This is a genomic window from Rummeliibacillus sp. BSL5 (assembly GCF_052928305.1).
In genome coordinates this window covers 14,167-33,832 of record NZ_JAVGCV010000005.1, presented here as the reverse complement: position 1 = coordinate 33,832, position 19,666 = coordinate 14,167, and the positions used below count along the sequence as shown (strand labels likewise).

Sequence of the window (19,666 nt, the reverse complement as noted above, 5' to 3'; positions counted from 1 at the left end):
GTTCAATATGAACATTAAAGAAGGAGGGAACACAAATGGCGATTAAAAAGTATAAGCCTACCTCAAATGGTCGTCGTAACATGACATCATCTGACTTTGCTGAGATTACAACTAACAAACCAGAAAAATCATTGTTAGAATCTACTAAACGCAAAGCTGGTCGTAATAACCAAGGTAAAATCACTGTTCGTCATAATGGTGGTGGTCACAAACGTCAATACCGTGTCATTGATTTCAAACGTACAAAAGATGGCATTCCAGGACGCGTTGCTACTATCGAGTATGATCCAAACCGATCTGCAAACATCGCATTAATTAACTATGCTGATGGTGAAAAACGTTATATCCTAGCACCTAAGGGTCTAGTAGTTGGAATGACAATTGTATCTGGTCCAGATGTTGATATTAAAGTAGGTAACGCCCTACCATTATCAAATATCCCAATGGGTACAACAATTCACAACATCGAAATGAAACCAGGTAAAGGTGGACAACTAGTACGTTCTGCTGGTACATCTGCTCAAATCCTTGGTAAAGAAGGTAAATACGTAATCGTTCGTCTTCAATCTGGCGAAGTTCGTATGATCCTAGCAACTTGCCGTGCTACAATCGGTGAAGTTGGTAATGAACAACACGAGCTTATCAACATTGGTAAAGCAGGCCGTACTCGTTGGATGGGTAAACGTCCTACTGTCCGCGGTTCTGTAATGAACCCTAACGATCACCCACACGGTGGTGGTGAAGGTAAATCTCCAATCGGTCGTAAATCTCCAATGACTCCATGGGGTAAACCTGCACTTGGTTACAAAACTCGTAAAAAGAAAAACAACTCCGACAAACTTATCATTCGTCGTCGTAAAAAATAATGTGATTAGACTACGGTTCACTGATAGAGCCGTGGTGGAATCACGGAGGGAGGTTCCAAAATGGGTCGTAGCTTGAAAAAAGGACCTTTTGTTGACGAACACTTAATGAAAAAAGTGGAAGCTCAACAAGATTCAGAAAAAAAACAAGTGATCAAAACTTGGTCTCGCCGTTCTACAATCTTCCCGAACTTCATCGGTTCTACAATCGCTGTATATGATGGTCGTAAACATGTGCCAGTATACGTGACTGAAGATATGGTAGGTCATAAACTAGGCGAATTCGCACCAACTCGTACTTATAAAGGACACGGTGCAGATGATAAGAAAACTTCAGTACGCTAATTTGAGGGGAGGTAAATCCTGATGCAAGAAGCTAAAGCTATTGCTCGCACAGTTCGAATTGCTCCTCGTAAAGTCCGCTTAGTAGTTGATTTAATCCGAGGCAAGCAAGTTGGCGAAGCAGTTGCAATTTTACGCCATACTCCAAAAGCAGCATCTCCGGTAGTAGAAAAAGTGTTAAAATCTGCAGTTGCAAACGCTGAACATAATTATGACTTAGACGTTAACAATTTAGTGATCTCTAAAGTATTTGTAGATGAAGGTCCTACATTGAAACGTTTCCGTCCACGTGCACAAGGTCGTGCAAGTGCAATTAACAAACGTACAAGCCACATCACAATCGTGGTATCTGAGAAGAAGGAGGGATAATACGTGGGTCAAAAAGTACATCCAATAGGATTACGTGTTGGTGTCATTCGTGATTGGGAATCTAGATGGTACGCTGAAAAAGACTATGCTACATTACTACACGAAGACATCAACGTTCGTAAATATATCGAAAAAACTTTAAAAGAAGCATCGGTTTCTAAAGTTGAAATCGAACGTGCTGCTAACAAAATTAACATTACAATTAGCACTGCGAAACCAGGTATGGTTATCGGTAAGGGCGGTTCTGAAGTGGAAGCACTTCGTAAACACCTTAACGAGATGACTGGCAAACGCGTACACATCAACATCGTTGAAATTAAACGCGCTGATCTTGATGCTAAACTTGTAGCTGAAAATATCGCTCGCCAATTAGAAAACCGTGTATCATTCCGTCGTGCACAAAAACAAGCAATTCAACGTACAATCCGTTCAGGTGCTCAAGGTATCAAAACTCAAGTATCTGGTCGTCTAGGTGGCGCTGATATCGCTCGTGCAGAACATTATAGTGAAGGAACTGTTCCACTTCATACACTTCGCGCTGACATTGATTATGCTCATGCAGAAGCTGACACTACTTATGGTAAACTAGGTGTTAAAGTATGGATTTACCGTGGTGAAGTCCTTCCAGTTAAGAAGAACTCTGAGGAAGGAGGCAAATAATATGTTATTGCCAAAACGCGTTAAATACCGTCGTGTACACCGTGGCAAAATGCGCGGTCAAGCGAAAGGTGGTACAGAAGTTGTTTTCGGAGAATATGGTTTACAATCACTAGAAGCTAGCTGGATTACAAACCGTCAAATCGAAGCTGCTCGTATTGCTATGACTCGTTATACAAAACGTGGCGGTAAAGTTTGGATTAAAATATTCCCTCACAAACCATACACTAAAAAGCCTCTTGAAGTACGTATGGGTTCAGGGAAAGGTGCTCCTGAAGGTTGGGTAGCTGTAGTAAAACCCGGCAGAATTATGTTTGAAATCGGTGGGGTTTCTGAAGAAATCGCTCGTGAAGCACTTCGTTTAGCAAGTCATAAATTACCTGTTAAATGTAAGATTGTTAAACGTGAAGAAATTGGTGGTGAATCTAATGAAAGCTAATGAAATCCGTGAACTTACAACTGCAGAAATCGAAGTAAAAGTAAAATCACTGAAAGAAGAGCTTTTCAACCTTCGCTTCCAATTGGCGACTGGTCAATTAGAAAACACAGCTCGCATTCGTGAGGTACGTAAAGCGATTGCGCGTATGAAAACTGTGATTCGTGAAAGAGAAATCAGTGCAAATAACTGATAATGAGGAGGTTTGCAAGCATGACTGAGCGTAACCAACGCAAAGTTTACACAGGCCGCGTCGTTTCTGATAAAATGGATAAAACTATTACTGTTTTAGTTGAAACATACAAAAAGCATACGCTTTATGGCAAACGTGTAAAATACTCTAAAAAGTTCAAAGCGCATGATGAAAACAACACAGCTAAAGTTGGAGATATCGTACGCATTATGGAAACTCGTCCGCTATCAGCTACTAAACGTTTCCGTTTAGTTGAAGTTGTAGAAAAAGCGGTTATTATCTAATAAATTTCGGAATAAGACAAGTCCGAAGGGAGGTAACCTAAGTGATCCAACAAGAAAGTCGTTTGAAAGTTGCCGACAACTCAGGTGCAAAAGAAGTTTTAACTATTAAAGTACTTGGTGGTTCTGGTCGTAAAACTGCTAACATCGGAGATGTTATCGTTTGTACGGTGAAGAAAGCAACACCAGGTGGCGTTGTCAAGAAAGGTGAAGTTGTTAAAGCTGTAATCGTTCGTACGAAAAGCGGCGTTCGTCGTAAAGACGGCACTTACATCAAATTCGATGAAAACGCATGTGTAATCATTCGTGATGATAAATCACCACGCGGTACACGTATTTTCGGACCTGTTGCACGTGAATTACGTGACAATAGCTTCATGAAAATTGTTTCATTAGCTCCGGAAGTTCTTTAATTACATGAAAGTGCCAATCAAGGAGGTGCGACAGAATGCATGTTAAAAAAGGCGACAAAGTAATGGTTATTACAGGTAAAGATAAAGGCAAAACAGGTGTTATTCTTGCTGCTTTCCCTAAAAAAGATCGCGTGTTAGTTGAGGGTGTTAACATCGTTAAAAAACACGTGAAACCTAACCAACTTAATCCACAAGGTGGAATTGTCAGCCAAGAGGCAGCAATTCACGTTTCGAACGTAATGCTAATCGATCCTAAATCTGGCGAGCCGACTCGCGTAGGTTATAAAGTTGAAGATGGCAAAAAAGTTCGTATAGCAAAAAAATCAGGTGCAGTAATCGATAAATAAGTTTAAACAGAGAAGGGAGGTACAAACATGAACCGCCTAAAAGAAAAATTTGTAAAAGAAGTTTCTCCAGCTCTAATGAGCAAATTCGAATACACTTCAACAATGCAAGTACCGAAAGTTGAAAAAATCGTAATCAACATGGGTGTTGGTGACGCTGTTCAAAACTCTAAAGTGCTTGATTCTGCTGTTGAAGAATTAACATTAATCACTGGTCAAAAACCAGTTGTGACTAAAGCTAAAAAATCTATCGCTGGTTTCCGTCTTCGTGAAGGAATGCCAATCGGTGCAAAAGTTACACTACGTGGTGAACGTATGTATGACTTCTTGGATAAATTAATTTCAATTTCTCTTCCACGTGTACGTGACTTCCGCGGTGTTTCTAAAAAAGCATTCGATGGTCGCGGTAACTATACTCTTGGTGTGAAAGAACAATTAATCTTCCCTGAGATCGACTATGATAAAGTATCAAAAGTACGCGGTATGGATATCGTGATTGTTACTACTGCGAACTCTGATGAAGAAGCTCGCGAGTTGTTAACTCAATTCGGTATGCCATTCCAAAAATAATATAGGGAGGCGAGAACGTGGCTAAAAAATCAATGATCGTTAAACAACAACGTGGTGCGAAGCATAAAGTTCAAGAATACACTCGTTGTGAACGCTGTGGCCGTCCACACTCTGTATACCGCAAATTCAAACTTTGCCGTATTTGTTTCCGTGAACTTGCATACAAGGGACAAATTCCTGGCGTCAAAAAAGCCAGCTGGTAATCCCCTAATTTGGGAAGGAGGTAAATTGTAATGACTATGACAGATCCGATTGCAGATATGCTTACACGCATCCGTAATGCTAACATGGTCCGTCACGAAAAATTAGAGCTTCCAGCTTCTAATATCAAAAAAGAAATCGCTGAAATTCTTAAGCGTGAAGGTTTCGTTCGTGACGTTGAATATGTTGAAGATGATAAACAAGGTATTATCCGTATCTTCTTGAAATACGGCCAAAATAACGAACGCGTTATTACTGGTTTAAAACGTATTTCAAAACCAGGATTACGTGTTTATGCGAAAACTGATGAAGTACCTAAAGTGTTGAACGGTCTAGGTATCGCTTTAGTATCAACTTCACAAGGTTTGTTAACAGACAAAGAAGCTCGCGCTAAAAAAGTTGGCGGCGAAGTTCTAGCATACGTTTGGTAATTAGCAACAAATGAATGGAGGTGCAACAATAAATGTCTCGTATAGGTAAAAAGCCAATCGAGGTGCCTGCAGGTGTTACTGTATCAGTTGATGCTGATAACGTAGCAACTGTAAAAGGCCCTAAAGGCGAATTAGTTCGTTCTTTTAACAAAGATATTAAAATCGAACAAGAAGGCAACGTTATTACATTAACACGTCCTTCTGAATCTAAAGAACACCGTACAAACCACGGTACAACTCGTGCTTTGCTTGCAAACATGGTTACAGGTGTTTCTGAAGGTTTCTCTAAAACTCTAGAATTAGTCGGTGTTGGTTACCGTGCGCAATTACAAGGTAAAAAACTTGTATTAAACGTAGGTTACTCTCATCCAGTTGAATTCACACCTGAAAATGGTGTTGAAGTTGAAGTGCCTTCTAATACGAAAGTAATCGTTAAAGGTATTTCAAAAGAACAAGTTGGAGCTCTTGCTTCAAACATCCGTGACGTACGCCCACCAGAACCTTATAAAGGTAAAGGGATCCGTTATGAAGGCGAACATGTTCGTCGTAAAGAAGGTAAAACAGGTAAATAATGCTGCCTAAGCATTAGAAAGGAGTGACCCTTTGTGATTACGAAACAAGATAAAAATCAAGTTCGTAAAAAACGTCATGCTCGTGTACGTTCAAAAATTACTGGTACAGCACAACGTCCTCGTTTAAACGTGTACCGTTCTAATAAACACATTTACGCACAAATCATTGACGATACTCAAGGCGTAACACTTGCTTCAGCTTCAACTATGGATAAAGAGTTCGAAGGCACTGCAAGCAACGTGGATGCTGCTGCGAAAATTGGTGAAACAATCGCTAAACGTGCTGCTGCGAAAGATGTCAAAGCTGTTGTATTTGACCGTGGCGGTTACTTATATCATGGACGTGTTAAAGCTTTAGCTGAAGCTGCACGCGAAAACGGGTTAGAATTTTAATAAGAAGGAGGTACACTTTTCATGGGTCTTAATTTTGACGCAAACAATCTAGAACTTGAAGAACGCGTAGTTACGATTAACCGCGTTGCTAAAGTTGTAAAAGGTGGACGTCGTTTCCGCTTCACTGCATTAGTTGTTGTTGGAGATCGTAATGGCCATGTTGGTTTTGGTACAGGTAAAGCTCAAGAAGTACCTGATGCTATTCGCAAAGCTGTTGAAGATGCGAAGAAAAACCTAATCGAAGTTCCACGTGTTGGTGGTACTACTCCTCACTTAGTGATGGGTAAATTCGGTGCAGGTAACATCATGATTAAACCTGCTGCTCCTGGTACAGGAGTTATCGCTGGTGGTCCGGTACGTGCCGTACTTGAACTTGCTGGTATTACTGATATTCTTTCAAAATCTTTAGGTTCAAACACACCAATCAATATGGTGCGTGCGACTATTAAAGGATTATCTGAATTAAAACAAGCTGAAGAAGTTGCAAAACTTCGCGGTAAATCAGTAGAAGAATTATTAGGTTAAGGGAGGGAAATGACATGTCAAATAAACTAGAAATTACCCTCACTAAAAGTTTAATCGGTACTAAACCTGCACAACGCAAAACAATTGAAGCACTTGGTTTACGTAAAATGAACCAAACTGTTGAACATAACGATAACGTTGCTATCCGTGGTGCGATCACTAAAGTCGCTCACTTAGTAACAGTTACTGAAAAATAATTTTAAATTCTATAACAAGGAGGTGCCATCTAATGAAACTTCATGAGTTAGAACCATCTATTGGATCACGTAAAGAACGCAATCGTGTTGGTCGTGGTATCGCGACTGGTAACGGTAAAACTTCTGGTAGAGGTCAAAAAGGTCAAAATTCACGTTCAGGCGGCGGTGTACGCCCTGGATTTGAAGGTGGTCAAAACCCGATCTTCCGTCGTTTGCCAAAACGTGGTTTCACTAACATTAACCGCAAAGAATACGCAATCGTAAATCTTGATGCGTTAAACCGTTTTGAAGAAGGCACAGAAGTTACACCAGCTTTACTTGTTGAAACTGGCGTTGTGAGCAAAGAGAAAGCTGGCATTAAAGTTCTAGGTAATGGAACTCTTAACAAAAAGCTTACTGTAAAAGCTCATAAATTCTCTGCATCTGCACAACAAGCAATTGAAAATGTCGGCGGAAACATTGAGGTGATCTAATGTTTCGAACAATCTCTAACTTTATGCGCGTCAGAGATATTAGAAATAAAATCATTTTCACCCTTTTGATGTTGATAGTATTCCGCATAGGTTCATTTATTCCTGTTCCGAATGTCGACGCTGCAGTATTACAGCAAACTGACCAGTATAACCTAGTCGGTTTCCTAAATACTTTTGGCGGTGGAGCTCTTAAGAACTTCTCTATATTCGCTATGGGGATAATGCCTTACATTACAGCATCAATTATTGTTCAACTGTTGCAAATGGATGTAGTGAAAAAGTTTACCGAGTGGTCAAAACAAGGTGAAGTGGGACGTAAGAAGATTTCTCAATTCACACGATATTTCGCAATTGTCCTTGCTTTCATTCAATCAATCGCTATGTCTTACGGTTTTAACCGTATGTACGGCGGTTCATTGATTAGAGAAGAAGGAGTAATGACTTACATTACAATTGCAATCGTGTTAACTGCTGGAACTGCATTCTTATTATGGCTAGGCGAACAGATTACAGAAAAAGGTGTTGGAAATGGTATTTCCATTATCATCTTCGCTGGGATCGTTGCTGCATTACCAAATACAGTGAACCAAATTTATGCTCAACAGTTTGAAAATGCTGGTGATCAATTGTTCATCAACATTATTACGCTGGTGTTGATTGCTCTTGCTGCATTGGCAATTGTTGTCGGGGTTACTTACGTTCAACAAGCGAATCGTAAAATCCCTATTCAATATGCTAAAGGTACTGGGGCGCAACGTGGAGCTCAACAATCACACTTACCACTGAAAGTTAACTCTGCCGGAGTTATTCCAATTATCTTTGCAGTTGCATTCCTTGTAACGCCTAGAACAATTGCTACTTTCTTTGGAGATACAAGTGTAACAAGATTTATTGAAAAAACGTTTGATTACTCTCAACCTATTGGGATGATCATATATGTAGCGCTAATTGTCGCTTTCACATATTTCTATGCGTTTGTTCAAGTAAATCCTGAAAAGGTTGCTGATAATCTTAAGAAACAAGGTGCCTATATCCCTGGCATTCGCCCAGGAAAAAGCACGCAGGATTATCTAACAGCTGTTCTATACCGTTTAACATTTGTAGGTGCGATTTTCTTATCTGTGATTTCTGTTCTACCAATCTTGTTTATCAATATTGCGAATCTACCTTCATCTGCTCAAATTGGTGGCACTAGTTTACTAATCATAGTAAGTGTTGCTCTTGAAACGATGAAACAATTAGAATCACAACTTGTTAAACGCCACTACAAAGGTTTTATGAAATAAGGTTGGTTTTTTGGAACGGCCACGTTCCTAAAAACCTTCATACTAATAATGGAGGTGACTCCGTATGAATATTGTTTTAATGGGTTTGCCAGGTGCCGGAAAAGGTACGCAAGCAGATAAAATTGTTGAGAAATACGGTATCCCTCATATTTCTACAGGTGATATGTTCCGTGCCGCTATTCAAAACGGTACAGAATTAGGGTTGCAAGCAAAGTCATTCATGGATCAAGGAGCATTAGTTCCTGATGAAGTGACAATTGGCATTGTTCGAGAACGCCTAAGCGAAGCTGATTGTGACAAAGGATTTCTACTTGATGGATTCCCGCGTACAACAGCACAAGCTGAAGCTTTAGATCAAATATTAGCTGACCTAGGCAAAAAGGTTGAACACGTGATTAACATCGAAGTTGAACGAGATGATTTAGTCAAACGATTGACTGGCCGCCGTATCTGTAAAGTATGTGGATCCTCTTATCATCTTATTTTCAACCCTCCAAAAGAGGCGGGAATATGTGATAAAGACGGTGGAGAGCTTTACCAACGGGCAGATGATAATCCGGAAACGGTTAACAACCGCCTCGAAGTGAATATTAAGCAATCTCAACCGTTGCTTGACTTTTACCGAGAAAAACATATTTTAACTAACATTAATGGTCAGCAAGATATCAATGATGTATTTGCTGAGGTTGATGCTCTTTTAAAAGGTAACCGCAACTAATACCCGCCAGAGGGCGCAGATATCTGCAACCGCGGGAGTATGCGGTAGCATGACGGAATGATATTTTCGAGAGCTGCAAAAGCATATTGTACCCGGTCTATACGCCAATGAATAATAGAATAGATAAGTTGGGATTCTTTATTTAGGGTGGTATAATGGGTTTCGTGGAAAAGTATCTGTGTAAACGGGTATGCAGGATCTCATCTAAAGTAGCCGGGGAACGTGTGGGTATCAGGGCCATCCTGTGGCACATAGTCTTGGTTCGAGAAGCGAAGCCTGATGAGCGTCTTTCGAACATCTCTCATATAGTCTAAACATATGTTGAGCAAGCAGGCTACTGTTGCAACAAATTCTGCAGAATTTGATCATAGATCTGAATTGCATATATATATAGAAGGGAGACAGGGTCGATGGCGAAAGACGATGTAATTGAAATCGAAGGCACAGTTGTTGAAACTTTGCCAAACGCGATGTTTAAGGTAGAATTAGAAAATGGTCATACAGTGCTTGCCCATGTATCGGGTAAAATTCGTATGCACTTTATTCGAATCCTGCCTGGAGATAAAGTAACAATTGAACTATCTCCGTATGACTTAACTCGCGGTCGTATCACATACCGTTTTAAATAATCTTTTGCACTCCGGACCACTAAGGAGGTTAGGTTAGATGAAAGTGAGACCATCTGTGAAACCGATCTGCGAAAAATGTAAAGTTATTCGCCGACGCGGTAAAGTAATGGTAATTTGCGAAAATCCTAAGCATAAACAAAAACAAGGATAATTCCCAAGGAGGTGTACATCATACATGGCACGTATTGCTGGTGTTGATATTCCACGCGAAAAACGCGTTGTAATTTCATTAACATACATTTTTGGTATCGGAAACACTACTGCTAAGAAAGTTCTTGCAGATGCTGGTGTTTCAGAAGATGCTCGTGTTCGCGATTTAACTGAAGACGAATTAAACAAAATCCGTGAACAAATTGATAAATACAAAGTAGAAGGTGACTTACGTCGCGAAACTTCTCTTAACATTAAACGATTAATGGAAATCGGTTCTTACCGAGGTATCCGTCATCGTCGTGGCTTGCCTGTTCGAGGACAACATACTAAAAACAATGCTCGTACTCGTAAAGGTCCACGTAAAACTGTAGCTAACAAGAAAAAATAATAGGTAAAGGAGGTTTCTTCTTAACATGGCACGTAAACAACAAACTCGTAAACGTCGTGTGAAAAAGAATATCGAATCCGGTATCGCACACATCCGTTCTACATTTAATAATACAATTGTAACCATCACTGACATGCAAGGTAATGCTGTTTCTTGGTCTTCAGCTGGTGCACTAGGATTTAGAGGTTCACGTAAATCTACACCATTCGCTGCACAAATGGCTGCTGAAACTGCTGCTAAAACATCTATCGAACATGGTTTAAAAACTTTAGAAGTAACTGTTAAAGGTCCTGGTGCTGGTCGTGAAGCTGCTATCCGTGCACTACAAGCTGCTGGCTTAGATGTGACTGCAATTAAAGACGTAACTCCAGTTCCTCATAATGGTTGCCGCCCACCAAAACGTCGTCGTGTATAATAGTTGCAACTCACTAACGTATTGAGTACACTTTTTATACGCAATTAGAATATAATCATTTTGATTGGTTAGCATTCGATTTTATGATGGAAATAATACCATATATTCGATGTTTTGAAGGAGGGTAAATTGAATGATCGAAATTGAAAAACCAAAGATTGAAACCGTTGAGATCAGCAATGATTTAAAATACGGCAAATTTGTTGTAGAACCACTTGAACGTGGGTATGGAACTACTTTGGGTAATTCACTACGTCGTATCCTTCTGTCTTCTTTACCAGGAGCTGCTGTAACTTCAATCCAAATTGACGGCGTACTTCACGAATTCTCTACTATTGAGGGTGTTGTAGAAGATGTTGCATCAATTATTTTGAACATTAAAAAGCTAGCTTTGAAAATCTATTCCGATGAAGAAAAAGTTATCGAAATCGATTTTAAAGGTAACGGAGCAGTAACTGCTGCTGATATTACTCATGACAGTGATGTAGAAGTATTGAACCCAGATCTATACATTGCAACGGTTGCTACTAACGGCCATCTTCGTATGCGTATGTATGCGCAACGCGGACGTGGATATACTTCAGCTGATCAAAACAAACGTGAGGATCTTCCTATCGGCGTGATCCCGATCGACTCTATTTACACTCCAGTTTCACGCGTCAACTATACAGTTGAAAATACTCGTGTTGGACAATCATCTGATTACGACAAACTTTCACTTGATGTGTGGACAGATGGCAGCATCGGTCCAAAAGAGGCGATTTCGCTCGGAGCTAAAATTTTAACCGAGCATTTAAACATCTTCGTTGGTTTAACGGATGAAGCAAAAACTGCTGAAATCATGGTTGAAAAAGAAGAAGACCAAAAAGAAAAAGTTTTAGAGATGACGATTGAAGAACTTGATCTTTCTGTCCGTTCTTACAACTGCCTAAAACGTGCTGGCATTAATACTGTCTTAGAACTTGCTAACAAGTCTGAAGACGATATGATGAAAGTTCGTAACTTAGGACGTAAATCATTAGAAGAAGTTAAATACAAGTTAGAAGAGCTTGGTTTAGGATTACGAGAAGAAGACTAAGCGTATATAAAATAACTTAGATCAGTAAGTGTATAAAGGAGGGAAATATCCATGGGTTACAGAAAACTTGGACGTACAAGTTCTCAACGTAAAGCGATGCTGCGTGATTTAGCAACTGACTTAATCATCAATGAACGCATTGAAACTACAGAAACTCGTGCGAAAGAATTACGATCAGTAGTTGAAAAAATGATTACTTTAGGTAAACGCGGTGATTTGCATGCACGCCGTCAAGCTGCAGCATTTATCCGTCGTGAAGTAGCTACTTCAACAGATGCTGAAGGTAATGAATCAACAGTTTTTGCACTTCAAAAATTGTTTGATGATGTAGCACCTCGCTACGCTGACCGTCAAGGCGGTTATACTCGTATTATGAAAGTTGGACCACGCCGCGGTGATGGTGCACCAGTCGTTGTAATTGAATTAGTTTAAGTATAACGATTAATTGAGGGTGTAATTGTTCATCATATTTTGAACTGACTTACACCCTCTTTTTTCCAAATAGAAGATTTATACGACAAATTTAAAAGCTGAGTGTTATGATGAGCGGCACCTTATGCTGTCTCGTTTAGCTCTACGTACCCCGTTCCCGTTAAAGGCCTGAGCAACCTTTTTACGCGAGATCTCAAAGCGCATTTCTCTGAATGGGGTGCGCGCTTTTTTATTTATAATAGCTGGATATCTGAATCGACTTTTGCCTTAATGGACAAAGTCGTATTTTTTTACACTTTAAAATGTTTGACTAGCATTCATACATAAAACAATGTAAGTTAAGAATGAGTTGAGCAGAGCCAAGAACAGTTTAGCGAGAGGAGTATAAGCACATGCGAGAAATACTAACATTGAACAACGTTACGTTTACATATGCCCCTGAAGACAGTTCAATTAAGAATGCGATTGAAGATGTCTCATTTAGTGTTCAAGAGGGTGAGTGGATTGCCATTGTAGGGCACAATGGATCAGGTAAGTCTACGATTGCCCGTCTTATTAATGGATTAATTTTTCCTCAAAATGGAACGGTAGAAGTAATTGGAGAACCACTAAACGAGGATAACTTGTGGAATAGCCGCTCTCAAATTGGAATGGTATTTCAAAATCCAGATAACCAATTTGTCGGTGCAACAGTTCAAGATGATGTAGCGTTTGCATTAGAGAATAATGGTGTGCCACATGAAGAAATGGTGAAGCGTGTTAGGGAAGCCTTAAAGCAGGTGAATATGGATGACTTTTTGAATCATGAACCAAGTCATCTATCTGGAGGCCAAAAACAGCGTGTAGCTATTGCGGGCGCTCTTGCATTGCAACCAAGAATGCTTATTTTGGATGAAGCTACGTCTATGCTTGATCCTCAAGGTAGACAAGAGGTGCTATCCATTGTACGAGAACTACGCGAAAAAACAGGTTTAACAGTTTTGTCTATTACGCACGATTTAGAAGAAGCCATGATTGCAGACCGTTTATTATTTATGAATGGCGGAAAGAAATTTGCAGAAGGTACGCCGTCTGAGATTTTTGCAATGGGTGATCAATTAGTGGAATTGGGGCTTGATTTGCCTTTTGCTTTAAAGCTGGGTAAGCTTTTGCAAAAAAATGGTGTTAACCTTAGCGGCGAGCCTATGACAGAAGAAGAGTTGGTGAATGATTTATGGATATCAAACTTCAAAAATTAAGCTTTGCCTATGCCCCTGGCACACCGTTTGAAAAAAGGGCTTTATTTGATGTGGATTTAGCCATAGCTTCTGGTAGCTATCAAGCGATTATTGGACATACTGGTTCTGGTAAATCGACAATTCTTCAACATCTCAACGCTTTATTAAAACCTACGGAGGGTTCTATACAGATTGGTGATAAAGTAATTACGGCAGGCAAAAAAGAAAAAGATTTGCGGCCGATTCGCCAAAAGGTAGGGATTGTTTTTCAGTTTCCAGAACATCAATTATTTGAGGAGACGGTGCTAAAGGATATTATCTTTGGGCCGATGAATTTTGGTGTTCTAGAAGAAGTAGCTATGGAAAAGGCTCGTGACTTGGTCAAGTTGGTTGGTTTGCCAGAAGCAGTGCTAGAAAAGTCGCCATTTGATTTATCTGGCGGACAAATGCGCCGTGTGGCAATTGCGGGCGTGTTAGCAATGGAGCCTGATGTCATTGTCTTGGACGAACCGACGGCTGGGCTTGATCCTAGAGGGCGTAAAGAAATTATGGACTTACTTTATCAACTACACCAAAAACGCAATTTAACCACCATTCTTGTAACACACAGTATGGAAGATGCCGCTCGCTATGCGGACCAAATTGCTATTATGCATGAAGGGCGATGCGTTTTAACAGGGACGCCTAGAGAAATCTTTAGTGATATCGAAACACTGTCAAATTACCGTCTCGAAGTTCCGCAGGTTATTCACTTTCAGAAGCAGCTAGAACAAAAAGCTGGCTTCTCGTTTCCAAAACTATGCCTTACAGAAGAAGAGTTTGCATCAATGATTTCTGAATGGCTTCAAGAAAGGCGGAATCAATTATGATGGATAAGCTTATATTTGGCCGTTTCATCCCGGGTGACTCTTTTGTCCATAGGTTGGATCCGCGTGCAAAGCTTATTTTTGTATTTGCCTTTATCTTTATTGTTTTTATCGCGAATAACACAGCTACGTATGCTGCGTTGCTCATCTTTACAATACTTATTATTCTGTTGTCTAGAATTAAGCTTTATTTTTTGATTAATGGTTTGAAGCCCATTTTGATTTTAATGGCGTTCACTTTCTTCTTGCATATTTTCTTCACCAAAGAAGGGGATATACTTTATCATTGGAAGTTTATTACGATTTATGAAGAAGGCCTTCGCCAAGGGATCTTCATATCCGTCCGTTTTTTAGTACTTGTTTTTGTTACGACGGTTTTAACACTGACGACTTCACCTATATCCATTACGGATGGTATGGAAGTGTTATTAAATCCATTGAAAAAATTAAAGCTGCCGATTCATGAATTGGCATTGATGATGTCCATTTCTCTACGCTTCATACCTACTTTAATGGACGAGACAGATAAGATTATGAAAGCACAAACAGCAAGAGGTTCAGACCTTACGTCAGGACCAATTAAAGAGCGTATAAAGGCTGTTGTCCCATTATTAGTCCCATTGTTCGTCAGCGCCTTTAAACGTGCTGAGGACCTTGCTACGGCTATGGAAGTACGCGGTTATCGCGGCGGAGAGGGAAGAACGCGTTACCGCCAATTGAAATGGCATGTTAGAGATACAATTGCCGTGCTATCAATTGTTGTAATGGGTGCTGTGTTGATTTATTTGAGAAAATACAGTTAAAGATATAGGAGAATGGACAAATGGAAAAACGGTTGAAAGCGACCATTGCCTATGACGGTACAAACTTTTCTGGTTATCAAGTGCAGCCCAATCAGCGCACAGTACAAGAAGAGCTAGAAAAAGTCTTAACAAAGATGCATAAAGGAACCAAAGTAAATGTTACGGCAAGCGGCAGAACAGATGCCAAGGTACATGCGACAGGGCAAGTGATTCACTTCGATACATCATTGGATATTCCACTTGAAAGTTATAGAAAAGCACTAAATGTCCAATTGCCGACAGATGTTCGTATAAAAGTGATGGAAGAAGTACCTGAGGATTTTCATGCACGCTATAAGGTAGTGAGTAAGAGATATCGCTACATATGGTCCTGTGAAGCCATACAAAGCCCTTTTAGGCGATTTTACGTCACGCCTACTAATGGAATAAGGCCTGATATTAAAAAGATGATAGAAGCAGCTCAGCACATTATTGGCACTTATGACTTTTCTTGCTTTTGTGCAGCAAATACGAGTGTAAAAGATAAAGTGCGTACAGTTACTCTATTAGAATTTGAATGGCATCAGGATGAGTTGCACATGGTAATTGAAGGGAATGGCTTTTTGTACAATATGGTACGAATTATAGCAGGTACTTTATGGGAAGTTGGGACCGGAAAAAGAAATCCAGAACAATTGACTGAGATCATCGCTTCCATGAATAGAGGGAATGCCGGCAAAACAGCGCCAGCACAAGGTTTGTACCTTGAAAAAGTGAGCTATTAAAGCGAAAGCAACATGACCAGGTGTTTTTCTTGAAATGCTTGACTTATAATTCTATTTGGGTTAAGATGACATATGGTATTTTCATTACCCCACAAGATAAGCCCCGAATCTTAGCTTTTGAGGATAAAGAAAACAATTGGAACAGACAATAGAACAATCATTTGAATTGTAGGAGGATACTAAAATGCGTACAACATTCATGGCTAAAGGTCACGAAGTAGAACGTAAATGGTTAGTAGTAGACGCTGAAGGCCAAACTCTTGGTCGTTTAGCTTCTGAAGTAGCTGCTATTTTACGTGGTAAACATAAAGCAATCTATACACCAAACGTTGATACAGGTGATCACGTGATCATCATCAATGCAGACAAAATCGAATTAACTGGTAACAAATTAAGAGACAAAATTTACTACCGTCACACTCAATTTGCTGGTGGTTTGAAACAACGTACTGCTGGTGAAATGAAAGAAAAATACCCAACTCAAATGCTTGAGTTAGCAATTAAAGGCATGCTTCCTAAAAACACTTTAGGTCGTCAAATGTTCGGCAAATTGCACGTATACACAGGTTCTGAACACCCACACGCTGCACAAAAACCAGAAGCTTACGAGCTTCGCGGATAATAATTAGAGGAGGATACAACCTTGGCACAAGTTCAATATATCGGCACAGGCCGTCGTAAAAGCTCAATTGCCCGCGTACGTTTAGTACCAGGCGAAGGCAAAATCGTTATTAACAACCGTGACGTTGAAAACTACGTCCCATTCGCATCACTACGCGAAGTAATTAAACAACCATTAGTAGCAACTGAAACACTAGGTAGCTATGATATTCACGTAAACGTAAACGGCGGTGGTTTCACTGGCCAAGCTGGCGCAATCCGCCACGGTATTGCTCGTGCGTTGCTAACAGTTGACCCTGATTTCCGTCCAGCACTTAAATCAGCAGGTTTACTAACTCGTGACCCACGTATGAAAGAACGTAAAAAATACGGTCTTAAAGGCGCTCGTCGCGCACCTCAATTCTCAAAACGTTAATTTTGGCGTTTCAAGACTCTCAGTCATTTGGCTGGGGGTCTTTTTTATTGTTGAAACTTTTCACCAGTACTAACAAACTATGTAATGGACTTCCGATATAATGAATTATACTTGTAGGAGCAGAAGGCAGTTTCTATGTAATGGCTAACGAGTATATATCTAAACTCGTCTCAGAAAAAAATCTATAACGAGGCTGCTTGAAAGGGAACATATAGATATATAATTTTAGATAGGAGATTACAAGGAGAAGAGCCCGCTTTTAAAGAGAGCTCTGTTCATTATAGGGGTATACACAACTTAGGCTATTTCTAACTTATTAATAACTTCTTCTGAATATGAATCAGTAAACCGAATAATCCCGTGGTCCTGTATAATCCGTCCTTCTTTTTTGCGGACATCTAGCCAATCTGTAATGAAAGAGGGAGCATATCCGCCTTGACCGAATTCTCCGCCAAATGCAATTATTTTGGGGTAGGCCGCCACATATTGATCACGACTGGTGTCTGGATAGGACTTCGTATACAACCAGAATTGGACATCATACATGAGATACGATAATTTATCAGCTTGAAAAGAAAAATTGCCTTTCTCTTCACAAATCTGTGTACAGATAGTCCGGATTTTCTGTTCAACTTGGTCCACTTCGGTTACCCTTGAGCACAGTTCCTCAAGCAGAGGAGAAAATTTGCCGTGGGCTACTTTATCTAGAGCTTCTTCTTTGTCTTCCTCAGAAGCATCATATTCTTCATCGTTCACTAGGCCTTTGATAAATTCTTCAAAATTATCGGCAAGGAAGGTAATTTCATAATCGTCTTCTTGATCGACATGAACAACTTCTGGTTCACCATCTATACCGCAAGCTCGATAGTCTAACATAACAACATCATGTCCGGCTGAAGGACAATCACAAATTACAACACCAATGTCAGGGTATCCCCATTCATCAATCATAAATTGGCTACCTAAGTCTCCACACAAAGAATAGCTTTTCTTACGGCCAATTCCCATGATTCCTGAAATAGCAATATGATCCTCTGCCCAGGAAGTGGGATCCTTTGTTGGGAAGTTGGTGTTGTTCGGCACACCGCCATTACGTTGCTTCATCAAATCAATATAAGAAGAAGGAAGCTTGTATCCAAGCTCTTTCTCTATCGAATCAATTAGTTCATCTGTCGGTAGCTCAGATTGATAAGACTCTCTCGCATACTCGCTGTCCTCCCAGAAATCAGCTAAAAACATATCCGAAAAAAGAACTTTCCCATTGACCGATTCGCCACGTGCCATGGAAGCTTTCTTTTTGGAAAGGCGAAGTTTTTCTCTTTTCTGCTTCTCCGCTTTTTGGCTGCTCCGTGTTAAAAAATACTCTGTATATTGATCTCCAGGGTCTAGTTGATCAGCTCTGCTGAAGGCTTGAGCCGATTCCTCATATCGCTTTAAATAATATAAAGCAAACCCTACCCGATAATGCCAGAGAGAATCCTGTTTGCCAGCCTCAGAAATTTTATCAAAGTGATAGAGCGCTTCTTCGTAAAGCCCCATATTGGTATAGGCTCTGGCCAAAAGGCTGATTGAGTCATAGTCCTGTTCTTCATCAGAAATTGTTAAAAGGGAATCGATAATTCGTTGATGTTCATCTGATTCATGCCATTCGTTTAATTGATCAATTAAATTTTGTTTCATTTCTACCTCCCAATAATTTATAAAATAATTTCATATGTATCTGGTTATATAACATCGTAAATGATAGAAAATGCTGCAGCTGAACATTTCCACTTATACTTAAACCAAGCACAAAATTAAAAGTACAAAAAAGAATGGTTACACGATTACATATCTCATTCAATATTTGTTCCTAAAGCGCTTCCTTAAAATTTTTAAAACTGGCAAACAAAGTATATGTCCGATAAGAAAACTCACATTATATAAAAATATATCTGCTAAGTCGAAAATACCGACTTTTAATTGAGCTTGTAAATATTCGATTAAAATTGCAAACACTTCAAAAGCAATTAATCTCTTCATAAACGTTTTTAATATGTTTGTGTATGCTAATAAAAAGTACATTGGTAAAAAAATCAAGAGATTAATAACCATTACAATCAGTGAAAAATTATCACTTTGAATGTCAGAAATAAATCCAAATGGATTCCAGGCATATAATCCAATTTTCGCGGAATATTGCTGATCAGGGCGAAGTAAGCCCAATACTAAAACCAGTAAATAGAGTGCCAGGAGTGTGTATCTATCAGTTTTAGTGTCCAGGTTAAATATGATGCTCAATAATACATAGACAGTGAAAGTTATTATAAAAATTGCTAAGATGTTCTTTTCAGTATTCTCCATGTTAGCAAAAAACATAGGCAAGATATTCATGAAGAATCCTATATATAGCAAGATACCTGCTATAACGCTAATTGAAAATAACAAAACCTTCATTATCTTTTTTGATGTTAATGACTCAATCACAATCGCTCTCTTTCTTTTAAATTTTTTAACTAAGAAGACTCAACCTCTTTAAATGCCTTTTTTAGGACAACAACTCCACCCTATCATGAATAAAAAAAGTTTTCAAAATATTTATCAAAAGTATATTTAGTTTTACATTTGTAACCTCCTCTGAA

General features: G+C 39.5%; 33 protein-coding genes. 31 read left to right on the top strand and 2 right to left on the bottom strand.

What is annotated here, in order from left to right; translation table 11 throughout:
- Window positions 1-35: 35 nt before the first annotated feature.
- The 31 genes from rplB (at window position 36) to rpsI (ending at window position 17,045) form a co-directional block, all read left to right on the top strand.
- Complete coding sequence (rplB, locus tag RCJ93_RS13750) at window positions 36-866, top strand: 50S ribosomal protein L2 (RefSeq protein WP_066790925.1); 831 nt, start codon at window positions 36-38, stop codon at window positions 864-866.
- Between the two features lie 60 nt (window positions 867-926).
- Window positions 927-1,208, top strand: coding sequence for a 30S ribosomal protein S19 (gene rpsS / locus RCJ93_RS13745; RefSeq protein WP_066790923.1), 282 nt, complete (start codon window positions 927-929; stop codon window positions 1,206-1,208).
- Between the two features lie 21 nt (window positions 1,209-1,229).
- Window positions 1,230-1,574: a 50S ribosomal protein L22 gene (rplV, locus tag RCJ93_RS13740; RefSeq protein ID WP_066790918.1), complete on the top strand. Its 345-nt coding sequence runs from the start codon at window positions 1,230-1,232 to the stop codon at window positions 1,572-1,574.
- Between the two features lie 3 nt (window positions 1,575-1,577).
- Window positions 1,578-2,234, top strand: a complete 657-nt coding sequence (gene rpsC, locus RCJ93_RS13735; RefSeq protein WP_066790916.1) for a 30S ribosomal protein S3 — start codon at window positions 1,578-1,580, stop codon at window positions 2,232-2,234.
- A 1-nt stretch (window position 2,235) separates the two neighbouring features.
- Window positions 2,236-2,670: a 50S ribosomal protein L16 gene (gene rplP / locus RCJ93_RS13730; RefSeq protein WP_066790910.1), complete on the top strand. Its 435-nt coding sequence runs from the start codon at window positions 2,236-2,238 to the stop codon at window positions 2,668-2,670.
- Entirely contained in the window at window positions 2,660-2,860 is a 201-nt protein-coding gene (rpmC, locus tag RCJ93_RS13725; RefSeq protein WP_066790908.1) for a 50S ribosomal protein L29, read from the top strand. Before rplP ends, rpmC begins: the two co-directional genes overlap by 11 nt.
- Before the next feature lie 20 nt (window positions 2,861-2,880).
- Entirely contained in the window at window positions 2,881-3,144 is a 264-nt protein-coding gene (gene rpsQ / locus RCJ93_RS13720) for a 30S ribosomal protein S17 (protein WP_066790906.1), read from the top strand.
- 41 nt (window positions 3,145-3,185) lie between these two features.
- Window positions 3,186-3,554, top strand: a complete 369-nt coding sequence (rplN, locus tag RCJ93_RS13715) for a 50S ribosomal protein L14 (protein WP_066790904.1) — start codon at window positions 3,186-3,188, stop codon at window positions 3,552-3,554.
- A 35-nt stretch (window positions 3,555-3,589) separates the two neighbouring features.
- A complete protein-coding gene (gene rplX, locus RCJ93_RS13710; RefSeq protein WP_066790902.1) occupies window positions 3,590-3,901 on the top strand; it encodes a 50S ribosomal protein L24 in 312 nt (103 codons plus the stop codon).
- 27 nt (window positions 3,902-3,928) lie between these two features.
- Complete coding sequence (gene rplE / locus RCJ93_RS13705) at window positions 3,929-4,468, top strand: 50S ribosomal protein L5 (RefSeq protein WP_066790900.1); 540 nt, start codon at window positions 3,929-3,931, stop codon at window positions 4,466-4,468.
- A gap of 17 nt (window positions 4,469-4,485) precedes the next feature.
- Entirely contained in the window at window positions 4,486-4,671 is a 186-nt protein-coding gene (locus RCJ93_RS13700) for a type Z 30S ribosomal protein S14 (protein WP_066790898.1), read from the top strand.
- 30 nt (window positions 4,672-4,701) lie between these two features.
- Complete coding sequence (rpsH, locus tag RCJ93_RS13695) at window positions 4,702-5,100, top strand: 30S ribosomal protein S8 (RefSeq protein WP_066790894.1); 399 nt, start codon at window positions 4,702-4,704, stop codon at window positions 5,098-5,100.
- 32 nt (window positions 5,101-5,132) lie between these two features.
- Complete coding sequence (gene rplF / locus RCJ93_RS13690) at window positions 5,133-5,672, top strand: 50S ribosomal protein L6 (RefSeq protein ID WP_066790886.1); 540 nt, start codon at window positions 5,133-5,135, stop codon at window positions 5,670-5,672.
- Between the two features lie 33 nt (window positions 5,673-5,705).
- A complete protein-coding gene (rplR, locus tag RCJ93_RS13685; protein WP_150285385.1) occupies window positions 5,706-6,065 on the top strand; it encodes a 50S ribosomal protein L18 in 360 nt (119 codons plus the stop codon).
- Between the two features lie 21 nt (window positions 6,066-6,086).
- Window positions 6,087-6,590: a 30S ribosomal protein S5 gene (gene rpsE, locus RCJ93_RS13680; protein WP_066790882.1), complete on the top strand. Its 504-nt coding sequence runs from the start codon at window positions 6,087-6,089 to the stop codon at window positions 6,588-6,590.
- Between the two features lie 14 nt (window positions 6,591-6,604).
- Complete coding sequence (gene rpmD / locus RCJ93_RS13675) at window positions 6,605-6,787, top strand: 50S ribosomal protein L30 (protein ID WP_066790880.1); 183 nt, start codon at window positions 6,605-6,607, stop codon at window positions 6,785-6,787.
- 32 nt (window positions 6,788-6,819) lie between these two features.
- Window positions 6,820-7,260, top strand: coding sequence for a 50S ribosomal protein L15 (gene rplO / locus RCJ93_RS13670; RefSeq protein WP_066790877.1), 441 nt, complete (start codon window positions 6,820-6,822; stop codon window positions 7,258-7,260).
- Window positions 7,260-8,546, top strand: coding sequence for a preprotein translocase subunit SecY (gene secY / locus RCJ93_RS13665; RefSeq protein ID WP_066790875.1), 1,287 nt, complete (start codon window positions 7,260-7,262; stop codon window positions 8,544-8,546). Before rplO ends, secY begins: the two co-directional genes overlap by 1 nt.
- A gap of 64 nt (window positions 8,547-8,610) precedes the next feature.
- Window positions 8,611-9,264 (top strand): adenylate kinase, encoded by a 654-nt coding sequence (locus tag RCJ93_RS13660; RefSeq protein ID WP_066790873.1) that lies wholly within the window; start codon window positions 8,611-8,613, stop codon window positions 9,262-9,264.
- Between the two features lie 410 nt (window positions 9,265-9,674).
- On the top strand, window positions 9,675-9,893 hold the full coding sequence (infA, locus tag RCJ93_RS13655; RefSeq protein WP_038179110.1) for a translation initiation factor IF-1: 219 nt from the start codon (window positions 9,675-9,677) through the stop codon (window positions 9,891-9,893).
- A gap of 37 nt (window positions 9,894-9,930) precedes the next feature.
- Window positions 9,931-10,044: a 50S ribosomal protein L36 gene (gene rpmJ / locus RCJ93_RS13650; protein WP_000868344.1), complete on the top strand. Its 114-nt coding sequence runs from the start codon at window positions 9,931-9,933 to the stop codon at window positions 10,042-10,044.
- 24 nt (window positions 10,045-10,068) lie between these two features.
- Window positions 10,069-10,434 carry a 30S ribosomal protein S13 gene (rpsM, locus tag RCJ93_RS13645; RefSeq protein ID WP_066790872.1) on the top strand — a complete coding sequence of 122 codons (366 nt, stop codon included), beginning with the start codon at window positions 10,069-10,071 and terminating at the stop codon, window positions 10,432-10,434.
- A 25-nt stretch (window positions 10,435-10,459) separates the two neighbouring features.
- Window positions 10,460-10,849, top strand: a complete 390-nt coding sequence (rpsK, locus tag RCJ93_RS13640) for a 30S ribosomal protein S11 (protein WP_066790867.1) — start codon at window positions 10,460-10,462, stop codon at window positions 10,847-10,849.
- A 133-nt stretch (window positions 10,850-10,982) separates the two neighbouring features.
- Window positions 10,983-11,927, top strand: a complete 945-nt coding sequence (locus RCJ93_RS13635) for a DNA-directed RNA polymerase subunit alpha (protein WP_066790865.1) — start codon at window positions 10,983-10,985, stop codon at window positions 11,925-11,927.
- Window positions 11,928-11,978: 51 nt separating this feature from the next.
- Window positions 11,979-12,359 carry a 50S ribosomal protein L17 gene (gene rplQ / locus RCJ93_RS13630; protein ID WP_066790864.1) on the top strand — a complete coding sequence of 127 codons (381 nt, stop codon included), beginning with the start codon at window positions 11,979-11,981 and terminating at the stop codon, window positions 12,357-12,359.
- Window positions 12,360-12,751: 392 nt separating this feature from the next.
- Window positions 12,752-13,597 (top strand): energy-coupling factor ABC transporter ATP-binding protein, encoded by an 846-nt coding sequence (locus RCJ93_RS13625; RefSeq protein WP_446739306.1) that lies wholly within the window; start codon window positions 12,752-12,754, stop codon window positions 13,595-13,597.
- On the top strand, window positions 13,573-14,445 hold the full coding sequence (locus RCJ93_RS13620; protein ID WP_446739305.1) for an energy-coupling factor ABC transporter ATP-binding protein: 873 nt from the start codon (window positions 13,573-13,575) through the stop codon (window positions 14,443-14,445). The genes RCJ93_RS13625 and RCJ93_RS13620 overlap by 25 nt, the downstream gene beginning before the upstream one ends.
- Window positions 14,442-15,245, top strand: coding sequence for an energy-coupling factor transporter transmembrane component T family protein (locus RCJ93_RS13615; protein WP_066790861.1), 804 nt, complete (start codon window positions 14,442-14,444; stop codon window positions 15,243-15,245). Before RCJ93_RS13620 ends, RCJ93_RS13615 begins: the two co-directional genes overlap by 4 nt.
- Before the next feature lie 20 nt (window positions 15,246-15,265).
- On the top strand, window positions 15,266-16,009 hold the full coding sequence (gene truA, locus RCJ93_RS13610; protein WP_446739304.1) for a tRNA pseudouridine(38-40) synthase TruA: 744 nt from the start codon (window positions 15,266-15,268) through the stop codon (window positions 16,007-16,009).
- A 184-nt stretch (window positions 16,010-16,193) separates the two neighbouring features.
- Window positions 16,194-16,631 (top strand): 50S ribosomal protein L13, encoded by a 438-nt coding sequence (gene rplM / locus RCJ93_RS13605; protein ID WP_066790859.1) that lies wholly within the window; start codon window positions 16,194-16,196, stop codon window positions 16,629-16,631.
- A gap of 21 nt (window positions 16,632-16,652) precedes the next feature.
- The gene (rpsI, locus tag RCJ93_RS13600; RefSeq protein WP_066790857.1) at window positions 16,653-17,045 is read left to right on the top strand and encodes a 30S ribosomal protein S9; all 393 of its coding nucleotides are present in this window, start codon (window positions 16,653-16,655) and stop codon (window positions 17,043-17,045) included.
- Window positions 17,046-17,342: 297 nt separating this feature from the next.
- Here the strand turns inward: rpsI and RCJ93_RS13595 are convergent, their stop codons facing one another.
- The gene (locus RCJ93_RS13595; RefSeq protein WP_446739303.1) at window positions 17,343-18,725 is read right to left on the bottom strand and encodes an SMI1/KNR4 family protein; all 1,383 of its coding nucleotides are present in this window, start codon (window positions 18,723-18,725) and stop codon (window positions 17,343-17,345) included.
- 159 nt (window positions 18,726-18,884) lie between these two features.
- Window positions 18,885-19,511 (bottom strand): VanZ family protein, encoded by a 627-nt coding sequence (locus RCJ93_RS13590; RefSeq protein ID WP_446739302.1) that lies wholly within the window; start codon window positions 19,509-19,511, stop codon window positions 18,885-18,887.
- Window positions 19,512-19,666 lie beyond the last annotated feature (155 nt).